Below are 15893 nucleotides of genomic sequence, written 5' to 3' on the forward strand. Positions count from 1 at the left end.
ATAGACCTTTCAAGTCAGGATTGTGCCCCGCGAGAAGGCGGGGCTCTAGAAATTATTTAATGCGTTGGCCGTTCAGGGCCACTTCGCCAGCTTCATTTATCTCGAGAGTTGTTTCAAGCTGGTCGTCCCCCGTGGCGCGGGTGAACATACCCATCATCATGCGGGCACCCATCAGTTCGTCCTCGATCGGCAGGCCCATGGTCTGGAGCGTATCCAACAGTGCGTTGATGCCGGTGCCGCGCAGCGAAGCGGAACCCTCGGGGCGCGGCATACCGTCGAACGACTCCATATCGGAGTAGTCGAAGGTCATCGCGCCTTCGCCGACGATCTTCGCGCCGACGGCTTCGATGTTGAGCTTTTCGATGTTCATCTCAGTCACCTGACCCGTTTCCTCGGCCATGCCCATCATGATGTCGAAGGCGCTGGGCATCAGGATCATACCGCTGGTGCCGAATTGCAGGGTGACGGGGTCATGAGGCAGCATTCCCATCGGGTCGACCATGCTCCATGCGACCTCGCCGGTATTGATCTGTTCGAGGTCGATATCGACACTGAACGGCACGGCATCGCTCGCTCCGGACATGGAGGGCACAGGCGTTTCGATGCCGAAGCCGATGGTTTTGGCGGAAAGCTCTATGGGAAGCGGGACATCGACGATCTGCGCCATCACCGCCAAGTCGCTGGCGTTCATAGTCATGCTGATGCGCTCTGTGCTGCCAGCCATACCGAAGTCGAACGCGCCAAGCTCGCCTGACATCATGCCAGTGTCGCCGTAGTCGTCCCATTGCACGATCATTGCCGTGTGGTTCAGGCTGTAGTTCGCGGCAAAGGTCAGGCCATCCACCGAATAGGGATCGAAGTTCGGGTCTTCCATGACGGTCATGTCAGTCGGCAGTGTGGCCGAACCGTTCATCCGTGTGCCGTCCGACTGCAAGCTGAAGTCGACCATCGAGTAGCCGCTGTCATAACCGAAAACGAGGTCCACGCCGCCGAAGCCGAAGTCATAGGTCCAGTCTGTGACTTCGCCGCGCGGGTTGGTGCTGTAGCTACTCGTCAGGTCGCGCATATTGAGATTGAAGTCCGCGTCGCCTTCCTCGCCGCGGTCCATCATCTCCAGAAGCGTGAGGTTATAGCTGGCTGCCTCGTAGGAAAAATTGATGAGGTCGGGATCACCGCTCGCGGTCATATTCAGGCCGCTCGTCGTTGCGCCAAGCAGCGCATAGTCCATGTCGGGATCGGTCGAATTGCCGAAGTACACGGTCGACTCCGGTGACATGTCGATGCGCACCGTTCCGTCACCCTGCTCGACGAACTCCATATAGGGGTAGTGCGTCTGGATCAGAATGTCGCCGTCATCATAGGTGATATCTAGGTCGACGACATATACCTGACCGCCGCCGTCGGTGACGCTGGTGACGCCGAATTGCAGTTCGGGGAGGTCGTCGAAATTGGATTGGAAGGCTTGCCAGACCTGATCGGCGGTCACATCGGCGCTTACACCGGTCGCCGTCAGTAGAGCTGCGGTTGCGACGGTTGCGCGGAAATTCCAAGTCGTTTTCATGGTCTGTCCTTTCAGGTAACGCTACGGAAAGGTTCGGTCCGACGCCTTCTTCGGTCAAGGTGAGGAAATCATCCATTCGGATATATATTGAACTTTAAAACCAAGATGATGCGGAATTGTGAAATGGATCTGAACGGAAAAGTTGTTGTCATTACAGGGGCTAGTCGCGGTATTGGCGAGGCTGCCGCCCGCGCGTTCGTCGCCGCCGGTGCCAAGGTCGCCCTGCTGGCGCGTAGCGAGGACCGCATCGCCGATCTGGCTGGCGAGCTGGGCGAGAACTCTCTCGCGATCCCCTGCGATGTTTCCCGCTTCTGGGAAGTGCAGGAGGCGATTGCCGCTACTGTCGAACGCTGGGGGACGGTCGATATCCTCATCAACAACGCTGGCATGATCGAACCGATGGCCCGCCTTGAGGAGACCGACCCCGAAGACTGGGGCCGCGCGATCGATGTAAACCTCAAGGGCGTCTACAATGGCACTCGCGTCGTGCTGCCGCTGATGGTCGCTGCGGGGGACGGAACGATCATCAACATCTCTTCCGGCGCTGCGCACAACGCCTACGAACACTGGTCGGCCTACTGCACCTCGAAAGCGGGCGTCTACATGATTACCCGCCAAGTGCATCTGGAAAACGGCGCGCAAGGCGTCCGCTCGCTGGGCCTGTCGCCGGGAACGGTCGCGACGCAGATGCAGAAAGAGATTAAAGCGTCGGGCCGTGGCCGCGTGGCTGAGCTGGAGTGGAGCGACCACATTCCGCCGGAATGGCCCGCAAAGGCGCTGCTATGGATGTGCGGCTCGGAAGCTGACGCCTACCTAGGTCAGGATGTCAGCCTGCGCGAAGACAGCATCCGCAAAGCCATCGGTGTTGCATGATCAGGCTCGACAAGGACGACGATCTCTGGATCGTCACGATTGACCGGCCGGAAAAAGCGAACTCGCTGACGGCCGATATGCTGTCCCGTTTGATCGAAATCGCAAAGGACGCCAGCGCGGCGAAGGTGCTGGTCATCACCGGCAACGGCAAGGTTTTCAGCGCCGGTGCGGACCTCGACGAAGCGCGCGCCGGTCTGGCGACCAGTCCGTTGTGGGAAGAGCTATCGGGCACCATCGCGACGCTGCCGTGTCTGACTGTTGCGGCCCTCAACGGCACACTGGCAGGTGGTGCCTTCGGTATGGCGCTGGCGTGCGACCTACGGATTTCGGTTTCGACGGCAAGGTTCTTCTATCCCGTGATGAAGCTCGGGTTTCTGCCGCAGCCGTCCGATCCCGTGCGGATGTCGCAGCTGATCGGTCCCTCGCGGGCCAAGATGATCCTGATGGGCGGGCAGAAGATCACTGCCGACGAAGCTCTGAGCTACGGGCTGGTGGACCGGCTAGTGGACGACGATCTGATGTCCGCAGTGCGGGAAATCGCTGCGGACGCCCTCGGCGCTTCGCCCGACCATATCGCAGGCATCAAAGCTCTGATCCGCTAGCGCCTTTTCGGAACGCGAGAGATAAACGACGGTGGGCGTTTCGCGACCCAGTTCGCGAATTTAGCAAGGCGCGGATGGCTGCGCAGTGCCTCGGGCGTGTTGTAGTTCCGTGCAAGCTCGGCCTCTGACAGTGTTGCGTGGATTTCTTTGTGGCAGATGTGGTGGAGCAACACGGTCGGCCCGTTCTTTCCACCTTTGAGCTTCGGGATCAGGTGATGAAGGCTCTGCGGCACATCGGGTGGAATAGGGCGCCCGCAAAGCGCGCAGGTTGGATCGTCTGACATCGCGTGATACCGCCTTTCGGGGAAAGAGATGGCACGGAGCAGTCGTTTGGCAAAGGCAGTTGTGATCGGAGCGGGACCCGCAGGGCTGATGGCTGCCGAAATGCTCGGCGCCGCCGGTCATGGCGTCTTGGTCGCCGACCAGATGCCGTCGCCCGCGCGCAAGTTCCTGATGGCGGGCAAGAGCGGGCTGAACATCACGAATGCGGGCGACGGGTTTGCGGCGGCGTTCGGTGATATGCCCGAAGCGTTGAAAGCCGCGCTGGACGATTTTGCAGCGAAGGCTGTGACCGACTGGGTCGAGGGGCTGGGGCAAGAGACCTTCATCGGCTCTACCGGCCGTGTGTTTCCGACGGTGATGAAAGCATCTCCGCTGCTGCGCGCTTGGCTGGCGCGGCTGGGTGACTACGGTGTCGAACTGAAAACCCGATGGCGCTGGACGGGTTTTGCGGATGATGCCGTGTTGTTTGAAACGCCTGACGGCACTATCGAAGTCACTGCCGACGTCATCGTCCTCGCGATGGGCGGGGCGAGTTGGAAGCGGCTCGGCTCGGACGGCGAGTGGGCGAGAGCCTTTGCGAGCGACTGTGCGCCTTTCCAACCTGCGAATATGGGGTTCATTGTGGATTGGTCCGATCACATGACGCCGTTCTTCGGGCAGCCTGTGAAAGGCTGCGGCTTGACTGTTGAGGGTCGGACGACTCGCGGCGAGTTCGTCATTTCCGAGCGCGGTATCGAGGGCGGCGGTATTTACACGGTTTCCCGCCAGATGCGGGAGGGCGCGACGCTTTACATTGATCTGCTGCCGGATCAGACAATTGGTGACGTCCGCGCCAAGTTTGCCAAGCGCGGCAAAGCCAGCCTGACCAATCACTTGCGGAAGGCGCTGAAACTCGACGGTGTCAAAATCGCTCTGCTGAACGAATTCGGGCGCCCGTTTCCCGATGACTTGGCGTCTCTGCTCAAGGCTCTGCCCATCAAGCACATTGGCCCGCGTCCGATAGACGAGGCGATCTCCGTCGCTGGCGGATTGCGTTTCGATGTTCTTACCGATGATCTGATGCTTCGAAGTGCGACCGGTGTTTTCGCGGCGGGCGAGATGCTCGACTGGGAAGCACCGACAGGCGGCTACCTTCTGACAGCCTGCCTCGCGACGGGGCGCAAGGCGGGCCTCGCCGCTGCCGACTATGCCGCCCGCTTGAAGCAGGGAGGCGTGTAGCCGAATTTCGCGATGTCGTCCGCGTAGCGTTCCGAGATGATCTTGCGGGCAGCGCGGGTCATGACGCCAGGTGTCACCCTTGTAATGTCATCCATCGCGGGAAGGTTCGCAGGCGGCAAATCGCTTTCGACAAAAATGCGGGTAATCTCGCTCTGCGCATCTTCGGCTTTTATCACATGGCGCACCTTGCCGCCGGTCCAGTTGTCGATGGCCCAAGTCCCACACCGCCGCCAACGGGCATGAGGGGCACCTCCACCGCCGCGCCCTTCGGGCAGTGTGCCGTTCAGCCAAGTGACGAAATGCGGCGGGGCTAGACCTGCGGACTGGCGAAACCGCCACAGCCGATCCGTCCTTTTAATCCGTTCATAAAGCGCCGGAAGCCGTGTGAACGGATCGCGAATGCAGGTAATACTGACGTATTCGTCGTAGGGCAGTCCTTTCATCTCCATCGTCTGGGCGACTTCGGCGGGCGGCATGTAGGTGTAGAACGGATTGCGCGGCGTGCGCAGGTGATACGGCTGGACGACCTCGTCCTGCATAAAGGCCAGTGCATTGCGGATCCGCGACGATCCGGTCAGCGGGTTGTTGTAGAGGATGAACTTAAACCTATGAGAAATGATCATTACCTGTCCGCACATTTTGTCCCTGTGCACGGCAAGCTACGATTGAAAGCTTAAAAAAGCACAAATCCGCCGATGCGAACTTGCAACCTTTCGATGTCATCTGCGCCTTTGGTTTTGAAATGTGACAGCATTGGCTCTAGAAGGATGCTGAACTAGTGAAAAGGCGCCGATTTCGATGAAGAACCGCTATTATCTCTGGCTCGGTGTGAGTGCGACTGCCATCGCGACCATCGCCGCAGCCCAAGAGACGCCGCATTACTCGCTTTACGGTACTCCGGGCCTGATCGAAATGCCGAGCGCGTTTTCGGCTCCCGATGCCGAAATCGGGCTTTCGTACAACACTTTCGAGCTACAACAGCGCGGCACGCTGACGTTCCAGATTACGCCGCGTCTGAGCGGTAGCTTCCGCTACACGCACTTCGACAATTACACCGGCAACGGTGTGGACGACACTTACGACCGCAGCTTTGACTTCCAATACCGCCTCTTGGACGAGAGCGATTGGATGCCCGCAGTGGCCGTTGGTCTGCGCGACTTTGCCGGTACGGGCCTGCTGACTTCCGAATATGTGGTTGCCAGTAAGCACCTCACCGACGACATCAATGTCACCGGCGGCGTCGGCTGGGGCCGTCTGGGCTCCTACAACGGTGTCAGCGGTTTTGCTGAACGTCCCGAGAACGACTTTGAAAACGGCGGCGTGCCGGCGTGGGATCAGTATTTCCGCGGTGACATGGCTGCATTCGGCGGTGTCGAATGGCAGATCACGCCGCAGTTCGCGATGGTCGCCGAATATTCGTCGGACGCATATACTCGCGAGACGGATAACGGCAGCTTCGAGCACAATAGCCCGTTCAACTTCGGTGTGACCTACCAGCCGACCGACCGCATCGCGATCAGTGCCTATTCGCTGTATGGCACCGATGTCGGCCTGTCGTTCACCACGACGCTGAACCCGAAATACCGGGCAACGGTCGGCGGCGCCGATCCGGCTCCGCTTCCGGTGCGCGTGCGTCCGGCAGGCAGCCAGAACGAGGTCTGGGCACGCACGCCAGAGGTCGAGACCGCGCTGCGCACCGCTGTGACCCAAGCTTTGGCCGCTGATGGCATCGTCGTCGATTCGATGTCCTTCACCGACGATCAGGTCCGCATCCGCTATACCAACAACAAATACCGCGCCGAAGTGCAGGCTGTCGGTCACGTCGCGCGTACGCTGACCCAAGCGATGCCGAACGGGATCGACGATTTCCTGATCGAGCCGATGCGCAACGGCATTCCGATTTCGGCGACGCTGATCCACCGCTCCGACCTCGAACAGTTCGAAACCTCGGCGGAGGGCACCGCTGAAATCTATCGTCGTTCGCTGACGACTGCCGCCGGACCGCGCGGCGATCTCGTTGATGCGCCGCAGACCGAGGACCGCTTTACTTGGGGCATCGTACCTTATGGCGAGGTCATCCTGTTCGACAGCCAGAACCCCGGCTCGTTCGAAGCAGGCTTGCAGGCGTCGTTCGAGTACAAGATCGAGCCGAACCTCGTTCTGGCCGGTTCGATCAAGAAGAGCGTCTACGACAACCGCGATCAGCTCGGCACCATCAAGCCGTCGACCCTTCAGCCGGTCCGCCGTAACGCGCCGATCTATGCTGAAGAGGGAGATGGCGGAATCGAACGCCTCGCGCTGAGCTGGTACGGCCACCCGAGTGCCGACCTCTATAGCCGCGTAACCCTTGGTTATATCGAGCAAATGCACGGCGGTGTCTCGACCGAGCTGCTTTGGCATCCGCTGGAAAGCCGTTTGGCGCTGGGCGCGGAACTCAACTACACCGCGCAGCGTGACTACGATCAAGGCTTTGGCTTCCAGGACTACGAAGTCCTGTCGGGCCACATGTCGGCCTACTATGAATTTGATCAGGGCTTCCACGCCACCGTCCACGCTGGCCGCTATCTGGCTGGTGACTGGGGTGCGACCGTGGCGCTGGACCGCGAATTCGACAACGGCTGGAAGATCGGCGCCTACGCAACGCTCACCGACGTGCCGTTCGACGACTTCGGCGAAGGATCGTTCGACAAGGGCATCCGCGTGACCATTCCGTTCGACTGGATCACCGGTCAGCCGTCGCGCCTCGAAAACAGCACGACGCTCAGCTCGCTGACCCGTGACGGCGGTGCGCGCCTTGACGTGCAGGATCGTCTCTACGAGGTCGTCCGTGACGGCGATATTACTTCTTATGACGCATCCTGGGGACGGTTCTGGCGATGAAATTGACTAAACTCGCTTTCGCGGCTCTGGCCGCACTCGCCGCCTGTGGCCCTATGGGGGAAAACAGTGGTGCCGGAAATTTTGTCAAAGGTGTGCAGGGTCTCGCGTCTTCGCTGATTGCCGGCCCGGCAGAGCCGGTCGAGGTCGCACCGCTGTCGCGAGAGCAACTCGCCGCGACCGGTGTTCCGATGATGGTCATGGTCCTGCCGTCCCGCAATGCGACCGCCGCGATGGCACAGATCAGTGACGCTGGTGGGCGCAAGACGTGGATGTCGCCCGACGGCATCTCTGTGACCACTCAGGATGGTATCATCGTCGCCACGCGCGGCCTCGGTGATGACCTGATGGGTGCGGATGTCGACGGCGTGCTTTCGGCAATCAAAAACGGCGGCACCGTGCAGCGGACCCACGCGTTCCTGAGCGGTGAAGACCAGATTATCCGCCCGACACTGACCTGCACCTACAAAAAAGATGCAGATCAGGCGATCACGATTCTCGGCCAAAACATCGCCACGACGCGGATGGCCGAGGACTGCGAAAATGCACAGATCGCTTTCAAAAACTACTATTGGTTAGCTAATTCGGGAGAAATTGTCCAAACGCAGCAATGGATCTCGTATGGGGTTGGCCATTTGGCAACACAACGCCCATGAAAGAAATAATGCAGATAGTGCTGGAAACTTATTCTTGAGTTTCTAGTTCTTTCTGAGTACCCAAATCCTTGAGCGTCAAAATTCTATTGGAGAATAATCATGCGCAAAATCGTACTCGCTTCGGCTCTCGCCCTCACCGCTGCTACCGCTGCTAACGCTGGTGGTATGAACCCGCCGGCAGAAGTTCCGGCAGTCACCGTTGTTCCGGCACCGGCTCCGGCTGGCTCGCTCGGTTCGCTGGGTGGTTCGTCGGCTCTGATCGTTGCCGGCATCCTGGCAGCTCTCGTTGCTGCAGCTGGCTCGGGCTCCTAATAAAATTTTCGGCTTCGGCCGATACGCAAAGGGCGGACTTTGGTCCGCCCTTTGTCATTTCTGGAGGGTTCATTGCTCTACACTTTGTTCGAGCGTGTCTTTGCGGCAGTCCTGTTTGTTCTGACGCTTCCGATCCTCGCGATCGCGGCCCTGCTGATCAGGCTCGATAGCGCGGGCTCTCCGATTTTCCGCCAGACCCGTGTTGGTCAGTCGGAAACCACATTTACCCTCTATAAACTCCGCACGATGAAGCTCGGCACGATCAATGCCGGATCGCATCAGGTTTCCGACGCGCAAGTCACTGCGCTCGGCAAACAGCTGCGCCGTTTCAAACTCGACGAGCTCCCGCAGCTGTGGAACGTCGTGAGAGGCGATATGCGGCTCGTGGGGCCGCGACCCTGCCTTCCGACGCAGTCTGACGTGATTGAGGCCAGACGCCGCTCTGGCGTGCTGCATATCAAGCCTGGGATCACCGGTTTGGCTCAAGTGCGGAATATTGACATGTCAACGCCCGACAAACTGGCCGAGGCCGATGCGGAATACGCACGGAATCGCACGGCGAAGGGTGATCTTCAGCTTCTCGCGGCGACATTCGGCGGCAAAGGCCGCGGCGACGCCGTCAAAGGTTGAGATATTTTAACGTATCAGGCATCCGCGCCTCGGGGCTCCAATGCCAATCATCGAACGCCTGACGGTCGTAACGCACTGGAACCGCGTCGAGAGCGCTACGGATCAGCGTTGATTTCCCCGTAGCGGCGCCTGCAAGCCGCAGGAGTGGCGTCGGCACAGGAAACAGTCGCGCAGGCTGGCGGGTGGCCGCTGCGATAGCCTCACAGACCTGTTTCGTGGAGAGCTGCACGCCGTCGTGCGGCTCGGGCGTGGAGAGGTTGTTCAGCGTCCAGTCGCTTTCAGTCGCCGTCACCAACGCATTGATGAAGCTCTCGAAATTCTGGACTGCCAGATAAGGGCGCGGCGTACTCGCAGCACCGAGCGGCAGCGGCACCCCCTTTTGCACCAGCTTGGCCAGCGCGGCGAGCGGCCCTTGGCTCCCCGGACCGTAGATCGCAGGGGGGCGCACAAACACGCATTTGGTCCAAGCGGGCAGGACGGCCCTCGCGGCATGTTCGGAGGCCAGTTTCTCGATTCCATAGCGCGACGCTTTGGTCGGGTCGATTTCGGCCTGAGAGGCAGCAATAGACGAAATGAAAATCAGGCGCTTCGCCCCGCCTAGCGCGATGTTGCGTGCCAGTTTGACGTTCACCGACTCATCGAGCGGAAGGCGCGGATCGCTCGGGCTGACCTCGCCTGCGCAATGAACGACGAAGTCGAAGCCGCGCGTGTCCAACGGCGACTCCAGTAGATCATTGCGGATCTTACGCGTGTTGGCGTGGGCGTTCTGTTCCGAACCGGGACGGACGAGGGATGTGACGCGGTGACCGCTCCGGACCAACCTGCGACTGACGCGACCACCTACAAATCCGCTCGCACCTGTCACAAGTATTTCCAGAGTCATCGTCGTGCCATCATTGCTAGTCTTACGAGTGTTCTTTCGACCAAGGCGGTGAGCGGGACTTTCGATCCCGACCGCAAGGTCATGTCGGTGGCAACCAAATCACTCAATGCTCGTTCAAGCTTGTCGCGTCCCCACGAACCGGCCTGACGTACAATCGCGTCGCGGCGTGGACCGAACGCTGGCGGGCGAAGCCGTCCGACACCTGCCGCAGGGCCGCCCGGATCGGACGCGGCAGTGTGCAAGCGGCGGAAGTGCTGGATCGCCCCGATGCACAACCCTACGGGTTGCACGCCTTGGGCATAGAGCCTGCGGAGGATGGGTGCAATCTCTCCCACCTTGCCATCGGCAACGATATTCAACAAATCGTCCAATCCGGCCTCGGCAGAGCGCGGACGGCATGCGTCGACGTCCTCGACCGTGACCGGAGAGTTGTCCTGATACTTGTAGAGACCCAGCTTTTCGAGCGTCTGACGGAAGTCGCCCGGATCGATCTGGCGCGACAGTCCGACAATAGCATCCATCGCGTCGCGGCTGACGTTCGTCAGGCCTGCCGCAGCGATAAGCTGGTCGATTTCCTCGCGCCCCGGCGGGTCGTCATAGATCCCGATAGAGACCGTGCTGCGGTGACCTTCAAACAGCTTGCGGAGCGCGGATTTGGCAGTCAGCTGACCCGCTGTCACGACGATCTGGGCGTCGCCGTCGCGCCATTCTTCGAGCGCGGTCTTAAAGGTATCAGCCAGCCCGTCCGTCGCATCTTCGACGAAGGTAACGCGATGGCCGGGGAAAAAGCTGATCGCTTTGATCGAATCGAACAGGGCAGCGTTGTCCTTGCGTAGCTCAGCGCCCGACATGCGGGTGAGGCGCATTTCCTCGTCACCCTTCGGACCGACGAGCGCGTCCACGACCTCTTTCCGGCGGGTGGCCACGCGCATGCCGTCCGAGCCGTAGATCAGGATGCCTGCACGGGCCGGATCGGGCTTACGGAAAAAGGCTACGGCGTCGCGTGGGCTCAGCTTCATCGGTCAGAGGGACGCCGCTGCGGCCATGACGCGCGCAATGACCTGATCAGCCAAGGCAACGGCAAGACGGTCGTAGGCGTCGTCCTCAGCGGCGCGGATCGCGACGATGCTGCCGGTGGTCGAATAGCCGGTGAAGTTATCGACGATGCCGCTGTCGATCACGGTGCCGTTCTCGGCAGTCAGCGAATAGGTCGCTTCGCCGATGACCGTCACGCGGGTCGATTTGTCGTTCTGGTCGATGGCGACGTTGTTTTCGGTGATCGTGGTGTTCACCGTCAGCGCATAGGTCGGGGCGCTTGCCTGACCCAGACGGCGCGTCAAGCGCTGCGCGATGCGATAGCCGACAACCGAATCGTCGGTGATGTAGGCGGTGTGATCGCGAAAGACTGAAGCCATTCCGCGATCGCCGTAAACGGGTTCGAAACCGCAGCCCGCGAGAGCCGTCAGCCCCAAAAGAGCGGTACGGCGGGTGACGCGGGCATTCGGTTTAGACGACAACGTTCACAATCCTGCCGGGGACAACGATCAGCTTTTTCGGCGCGGCCCCATCGAGCGCCTTGGCGACAACATCATGCTCGAGGACGAGCTTTTCAACCTCTTCCTTCGGCATGTCCTTGGGTACGCTGATTTCAGCGCGGCGCTTGCCGTTGATCTGGATCGGCATGGTGACGCTGTCTTCGACGAGCAGCTTTTCATCAGCCACAGGCCATGCAGCCGAGGTGATTAGACCTTCGCCGCCCAGCAGGCTCCAAAGCTCTTCGGACAGGTGCGGCGTCATCGGCGACATCAGCAGCGCCAGAATGCGCGCCGCTTCCTTCTTCGCCGGACCGCCTGCCTGCGATTTTTGCAGGGTGCTGGTGAAGGCGTAGAGCTTCGCGATTGCAGCGTTGAAACCGAACGAGTCGATGTTCGAGGTGATTTCCTGAATGGCCTTGTGAGCGGCCTTCAGCAGATCCTCGTCACCATTGCCTGCGGCATCGTCCATCTCTGCGATCTCTGCGCAGATGCGGTAAACGCGGGCGAGGTGCTTTGCAGCAGCCTCGGCACCCGAAGCGGTCCATTCGACGTCACGCTCCGGCGGGGAATCGGACAGGACGAACCAACGCGCGGTATCGGCACCGAACGAAGAGATGATGTTCAGCGGATCGACGACGTTGTTCTTCGACTTCGACATCTTGGCCGAGGGGATGATTTCAACTCTATAAGGAGTATCACCGTCTTCCCGATACTGGTCATAAATCTGATGGTAGTTGCTAACGCTGCGACCTGAGGCGAGCATGCGCTCTTTCAATACCGCAATATGCTGATCGGCTAAGCTTGAAATAGTGATAACTTCTTCGGGGTAGTGATAAACGGGACGACCGTTCTCGGGGTTGGTCGTCTGGTAAATCGCATGAGTCACCATGCCCTGCGTGAACAGCGCATTGAACGGCTCGCGTGCGGTGTCAGGCAGGTGGCCGGTCGCGTTCATCGCACGGGCGAAGAAACGCGAGTACAGCAGGTGCAGAATCGCGTGCTCAATGCCGCCGATGTATTGATCGACGTTCATCCAATAGTCAGCGTCTGCCTCAACGGTCGGCGTGTCGGCGCGCGGCGCGGTGAAGCGGGCGTAGTACCACGACGAGTCCACGAAAGTGTCCATCGTGTCGGTCTCGCGCTTCGCCGGAGCACCACAGGACGGGCAGGCGCAATCGCGCCACGTCGGGTGACGGTCGAGCGGGTTGCCGGGTACGTCGAAGGTAACATCGTCGGGCAAGCGGACCGGCAGGTTCTCTTTCTTTTCAGGAACGACACCACAGTCGGCGCAATGCACGACGGGGATCGGACAACCCCAATAGCGCTGACGCGACAGGCCCCAGTCGCGCAGGCGGAACTTGGTAACACCTTTGCCCCAGCCTTCGGCCTCGGCCTTGTCGATGGCGGTGTTCACGCCCTCGTCGCCGGTCTGCACTTCGGCACCCGCGAAGCCGCGAATATAGCGGACCTTTTCCGACTTCATCGGGACGAAAGCTTCGGTCAGAGTTTCCTCTTCGGTGCCCTCGGCGATGAAGACCGGCTTGATCGGCAGGTCGTATTTCGTCGCGAAATCGAAGTCGCGCTGGTCGTGGGCAGGGCAGCCGAAGATGGCGCCGGTGCCGTAGTCCATGAGGATGAAGTTCGCGATCCAGACGGGCAGTTCCCAGTTCGGATCAAGCGGGTGCTTCACGCGCAGGCCAGTGTCGAAGCCAAGCTTTTCAGCTTTTTCCAAAGCCTCTTCGGTGGTGCCACCCTTGCGGCACTGGGCAACGAACTCGGCGATTTCGGGGTTCGATGCTTCGAGGTCTTTGGCAATCGGGTGGTCGGGCGAAATGCCGACAAACGATGCGCCCATCAGCGTGTCGGGGCGGGTGGTGTAGACGGTGATCGGCTCGCCTTCGTCGGTGCGTTCGAAGCCGAACTCCAGACCACGCGATTTACCGATCCAGTTCGCCTGCATCAGTTTGACCTTGGCAGGCCAGTTATCCAGGCTGTCGATCGAATCCAGCAGATCTTCGGCCATATCGGAGATTTTGAAGAACCACTGCACCAGTTCCTTGCGCTCGACGAGCGCGCCGGAGCGCCAACCGCGGCCGTCTTCGACCTGCTCGTTGGCCAGCACGGTCATATCGACGGGGTCCCAGTTCACCACGGCGTTCTTGCGGTAGACCAGTTCCTTGTCGAGCATGTCGATGAACAGCGCCTGCTGTTGGGCATAGTATTCGGGATCGCAGGTCGCGAATTCACGGCTCCAGTCGATCGAAAGACCCAGCGGCTTCATCTGGCCGCGCATGTCGGCGATGTTCTTGTAGGTCCAGTCCTTGGGGTGACCGCCCGACGCCATTGCGGCGTTTTCCGCAGGCATACCGAAGGCGTCCCAGCCCATCGGGTGCAGCACGTTGTGGCCGGTCGACATTTTGTAACGCGCGACCACGTCGCCCATGGTGTAGTTACGGACGTGACCCATGTGGATACGGCCTGACGGATACGGGAACATCTCTAGTACGTAGTACTTCGGCTTCGATTCATCGCGCTTTGCGGTGAAGACGCCGGCCTCTTCCCAGGCGGCTTGCCATTTCTGTTCGATATCTGCGGCGGTGTAGCTGGACATAGTCTGGTCCTTTGGGACATGGAAACGCCGGGCATTGGGCCCGGCGCGGTACTTACTCGGTTTTATCGGCGGATTCTATAGGCCGCGGTCTTGAATGCGGATCTGGCGCGCACGGGCGAAAATCGCATCTTCAATGGTGCGTTGGGTCGCGGCGCTGACCGGGCCGGAAGTCGTTTGCAGCGAAAGGCTCAGCGAGCGGGCATCAAGCGCGGGATCGGACACATGGACCGTGGCGCGGTAGGCGCGGCTACCACCCGGAGGGGTGCCGTAGCCGAACACGATAACGCCCGTGAACGGATCGACGCTTTCAATAGGCAGGAACGACAGCACGTCGAGCGATGCGGCCCAGAGGTAGCGGTTGACTGCAACGCTTTCGGCACCGCGTGTGCGAGTGGCCTGAACCGTCGCGACTTCTGCCGAGCGTCCGCCAAAGAGGCCCGAAAACGGATTGCTGCCAATGCTCGAGCAAGCGGTGAGGCCAAGAGCCAGCGCGCTGAGTGTGCCGAAGCGGATCGTGCGAGAAATAACCGACAAAATTGCCCCCGTGACTTTGCCCATTCGGGTCGAGTTGCCTGAAATGTGTAACCAAGGGAAACACACCTCACAAGGCTTTTGGCGTCATGGGGGTATGCCAAAAAAGAAGAGCGGCCCCGAAGGACCGCTCCCTTTTAGTCTAGATCGCGTTCAGATTAGAACGAGAACGAAACTTCAACGGTGGTGCCGAGCTGGTAGTCGCCAGCGCCAACTTCGTCGTCTGCGTTGCCGGTGGTGCCAGCGTCAGCGTAGGAAACGAGCAGGGTAGCGTCGCCACCGAGGTCGTACTGGCCAGCGACGTAGTATTCGTCGTCCTGGTTGTCTTCCATGTACGCACCAGCGTAAACCATCAGACCGTTTGCGAGGTCGTACGAACCGTCGATCGAGGTCTTAGCAACGCCCTGGTCGTCCTGGTAGTCAACGGTGAGCGAAACCGGGCCGTTTGCGTAAGCAGCTTTGACACCGTAGTTGTCGTCGCCAACCGATTCCGAAACGTAGTAAGCGGTCAGCTTAACCGGGCCTACCGGGTAGGTGACTTTGAGACCGGTCGAGTCCGAGTTTTCGTCTTCTGCGTAAGCGAGAACGAAGTCAGCGCCAGCCATCGAGGTCGAAACCGACAGACCCATGATTTCGTCGTCGTTGAAGTCGCCAGCTTCGGCAACATCAGCAGCTTCTTCGTAAGCAGCTACAACGGTGAACTGGCCGAGAGCAGCTTTAGCAGCAACCGACAGCTGGTCCAGGTCTTGGGTAGCCGAAGCGATGGTGTACGAAACCGAAACGTCAACGTCGCCGAAGGTCATGTCGCCACGGAGAACAGCGTCGTTAGCACCGTCGAATGCATCCGAGGTGAAGCCGTCCGACTCCATGTCGCCAGCCGAAACCCAGAGGCTGTCAGCAGCGGTACCGGTGTCACCGTAGTACAGGCCAGCCATGTCCGAGGTCAGCGACAGAACGTAGCCGCCCGAGGTCAGGTCTTGGCCGGTGTTGTTGTCAGCAACGTCGTAGTCGAACGAAGCAGCAGCAGTCAGGCCGTTGTCCAGTTCCTGCGACAGGGTAACTGCAACGTTTGCGTCCCAGTAGAAACCGTCGTTGTCGTCGCCGCCAGCGGCAGCGTTGACTTCGTCGTTGTAGCCCAGAGTAGCCGAGCCGGTGTAGTTAACTTCTGCAGCAGCGACGCCAGCGAAGGCGACGATCGAAGCCGAAGCGAGAAGAATCTTTTTCATGGTTTTCCCTCGTGTTTGCATTCCCGAGAATGCCATTGATTAGGCATTGACGTTCTTCTGCTCTCAAAGCCCTTTTGGCTCAAGTAATTTGAAAGT

16 protein-coding genes are annotated in these 15893 nt (G+C 60.0%); 7 read left to right on the plus strand and 9 right to left on the minus strand.

The annotated features are described in order from the left end of the window. Positions 1 to 52: 52 nt before the first annotated feature. Entirely contained in the window at positions 53 to 1561 is a 1509-nt protein-coding gene (locus HCZ30_RS03925; RefSeq protein ID WP_167636515.1) for a hypothetical protein, read from the minus strand. A 123-nt stretch (positions 1562 to 1684) separates the two neighbouring features. On the opposite strand from HCZ30_RS03925, the gene HCZ30_RS03930 reads away from it, so the two are divergent. Further along, positions 1685 to 2434: an SDR family oxidoreductase gene (locus HCZ30_RS03930; RefSeq protein WP_167636517.1), complete on the plus strand. Its 750-nt coding sequence runs from the start codon at positions 1685 to 1687 to the stop codon at positions 2432 to 2434. Beyond that, on the plus strand, positions 2431 to 3036 hold the full coding sequence (locus HCZ30_RS03935; RefSeq protein ID WP_167636519.1) for an enoyl-CoA hydratase/isomerase family protein: 606 nt from the start codon (positions 2431 to 2433) through the stop codon (positions 3034 to 3036). The genes HCZ30_RS03930 and HCZ30_RS03935 overlap by 4 nt, the downstream gene beginning before the upstream one ends. On the opposite strand, the gene HCZ30_RS03940 is transcribed toward HCZ30_RS03935, so the two are convergent. Further along, complete coding sequence (locus tag HCZ30_RS03940; protein WP_167636521.1) at positions 3033 to 3320, minus strand: HNH endonuclease; 288 nt, start codon at positions 3318 to 3320, stop codon at positions 3033 to 3035. The two genes, HCZ30_RS03935 and HCZ30_RS03940, sit on opposite strands and share 4 nt — an antisense overlap. Positions 3321 to 3366: 46 nt before the next feature. Here HCZ30_RS03940 and HCZ30_RS03945 point away from each other — a divergent pair, with 46 nt between their 5' ends. Then, on the plus strand, positions 3367 to 4536 hold the full coding sequence (locus HCZ30_RS03945; RefSeq protein WP_167636523.1) for a TIGR03862 family flavoprotein: 1170 nt from the start codon (positions 3367 to 3369) through the stop codon (positions 4534 to 4536). Here HCZ30_RS03945 and HCZ30_RS03950 read toward each other — a convergent pair. Further along, the gene (locus HCZ30_RS03950) at positions 4503 to 5159 is read right to left on the minus strand and encodes a hypothetical protein (protein WP_167636525.1); all 657 of its coding nucleotides are present in this window, start codon (positions 5157 to 5159) and stop codon (positions 4503 to 4505) included. The two genes, HCZ30_RS03945 and HCZ30_RS03950, sit on opposite strands and share 34 nt — an antisense overlap. 175 nt (positions 5160 to 5334) lie before the next feature. On the opposite strand from HCZ30_RS03950, the gene HCZ30_RS03955 reads away from it, so the two are divergent. From HCZ30_RS03955 to HCZ30_RS03970, 4 genes are all read left to right on the plus strand, one after another. Beyond that, positions 5335 to 7416, plus strand: a complete 2082-nt coding sequence (locus HCZ30_RS03955) for a YjbH domain-containing protein (RefSeq protein ID WP_167636527.1) — start codon at positions 5335 to 5337, stop codon at positions 7414 to 7416. Next, on the plus strand, positions 7413 to 8069 hold the full coding sequence (locus HCZ30_RS03960; RefSeq protein WP_167636529.1) for a YjbF family lipoprotein: 657 nt from the start codon (positions 7413 to 7415) through the stop codon (positions 8067 to 8069). Before HCZ30_RS03955 ends, HCZ30_RS03960 begins: the two co-directional genes overlap by 4 nt. 99 nt (positions 8070 to 8168) lie before the next feature. After that, positions 8169 to 8381: a hypothetical protein gene (locus tag HCZ30_RS03965; protein WP_167636531.1), complete on the plus strand. Its 213-nt coding sequence runs from the start codon at positions 8169 to 8171 to the stop codon at positions 8379 to 8381. Positions 8382 to 8453: 72 nt separating this feature from the next. Next, positions 8454 to 9011: a sugar transferase gene (locus tag HCZ30_RS03970; protein WP_217703027.1), complete on the plus strand. Its 558-nt coding sequence runs from the start codon at positions 8454 to 8456 to the stop codon at positions 9009 to 9011. On the opposite strand, the gene HCZ30_RS03975 is transcribed toward HCZ30_RS03970, so the two are convergent. From HCZ30_RS03975 to HCZ30_RS04000, 6 genes are all read right to left on the minus strand, one after another. Continuing rightward, positions 9001 to 9894: an NAD-dependent epimerase/dehydratase family protein gene (locus HCZ30_RS03975; protein WP_167636533.1), complete on the minus strand. Its 894-nt coding sequence runs from the start codon at positions 9892 to 9894 to the stop codon at positions 9001 to 9003. The two genes, HCZ30_RS03970 and HCZ30_RS03975, sit on opposite strands and share 11 nt — an antisense overlap. Beyond that, positions 9891 to 10913 (minus strand): DNA polymerase III subunit delta, encoded by a 1023-nt coding sequence (gene holA, locus HCZ30_RS03980; RefSeq protein WP_167636535.1) that lies wholly within the window; start codon positions 10911 to 10913, stop codon positions 9891 to 9893. Before holA ends, HCZ30_RS03975 begins: the two co-directional genes overlap by 4 nt. Positions 10914 to 10916: 3 nt before the next feature. After that, the gene (lptE, locus tag HCZ30_RS03985) at positions 10917 to 11411 is read right to left on the minus strand and encodes an LPS assembly lipoprotein LptE (protein ID WP_167636537.1); all 495 of its coding nucleotides are present in this window, start codon (positions 11409 to 11411) and stop codon (positions 10917 to 10919) included. After that, positions 11401 to 14040, minus strand: a complete 2640-nt coding sequence (leuS, locus tag HCZ30_RS03990) for a leucine--tRNA ligase (protein ID WP_167636539.1) — start codon at positions 14038 to 14040, stop codon at positions 11401 to 11403. The genes lptE and leuS overlap by 11 nt, the downstream gene beginning before the upstream one ends. Positions 14041 to 14115: 75 nt before the next feature. After that, positions 14116 to 14574 (minus strand): DUF3576 domain-containing protein, encoded by a 459-nt coding sequence (locus tag HCZ30_RS03995; RefSeq protein ID WP_246212585.1) that lies wholly within the window; start codon positions 14572 to 14574, stop codon positions 14116 to 14118. Positions 14575 to 14729: 155 nt separating this feature from the next. Then, complete coding sequence (locus HCZ30_RS04000) at positions 14730 to 15797, minus strand: porin (RefSeq protein ID WP_167636543.1); 1068 nt, start codon at positions 15795 to 15797, stop codon at positions 14730 to 14732. Positions 15798 to 15893: the final 96 nt, after the last annotated feature.

The organism is Marivivens donghaensis (assembly GCF_011806565.1).
GTDB classification, from domain to species: Bacteria; Pseudomonadota; Alphaproteobacteria; order Rhodobacterales; family Rhodobacteraceae; genus Marivivens; species Marivivens donghaensis_A.

Excerpts from the sequence above, each read along its gene's own strand:
- leuS (WP_167636539.1), bottom strand. The coding sequence starts at position 14,040 with ATGTCCAGCTACACCGCCGCAGATATCGAACAGAAATGGCAAGCCGCC.
- HCZ30_RS03965 (WP_167636531.1), top strand. The coding sequence starts at position 8,169 with ATGCGCAAAATCGTACTCGCTTCGGCTCTCGCCCTCACCGCTGCTACC.
- HCZ30_RS03955 (WP_167636527.1), top strand. The coding sequence starts at position 5,335 with ATGAAGAACCGCTATTATCTCTGGCTCGGTGTGAGTGCGACTGCCATC.
- HCZ30_RS04000 (WP_167636543.1), bottom strand. The coding sequence starts at position 15,797 with ATGAAAAAGATTCTTCTCGCTTCGGCTTCGATCGTCGCCTTCGCTGGC.
- HCZ30_RS03925 (WP_167636515.1), bottom strand. The coding sequence starts at position 1,561 with ATGAAAACGACTTGGAATTTCCGCGCAACCGTCGCAACCGCAGCTCTA.
- HCZ30_RS03975 (WP_167636533.1), bottom strand. The coding sequence starts at position 9,894 with ATGACTCTGGAAATACTTGTGACAGGTGCGAGCGGATTTGTAGGTGGT.
- HCZ30_RS03960 (WP_167636529.1), top strand. The coding sequence starts at position 7,413 with ATGAAATTGACTAAACTCGCTTTCGCGGCTCTGGCCGCACTCGCCGCC.
- HCZ30_RS03930 (WP_167636517.1), top strand. The coding sequence starts at position 1,685 with ATGGATCTGAACGGAAAAGTTGTTGTCATTACAGGGGCTAGTCGCGGT.
- holA (WP_167636535.1), bottom strand. The coding sequence starts at position 10,913 with ATGAAGCTGAGCCCACGCGACGCCGTAGCCTTTTTCCGTAAGCCCGAT.
- HCZ30_RS03940 (WP_167636521.1), bottom strand. The coding sequence starts at position 3,320 with ATGTCAGACGATCCAACCTGCGCGCTTTGCGGGCGCCCTATTCCACCC.
- HCZ30_RS03935 (WP_167636519.1), top strand. The coding sequence starts at position 2,431 with ATGATCAGGCTCGACAAGGACGACGATCTCTGGATCGTCACGATTGAC.
- HCZ30_RS03950 (WP_167636525.1), bottom strand. The coding sequence starts at position 5,159 with ATGATCATTTCTCATAGGTTTAAGTTCATCCTCTACAACAACCCGCTG.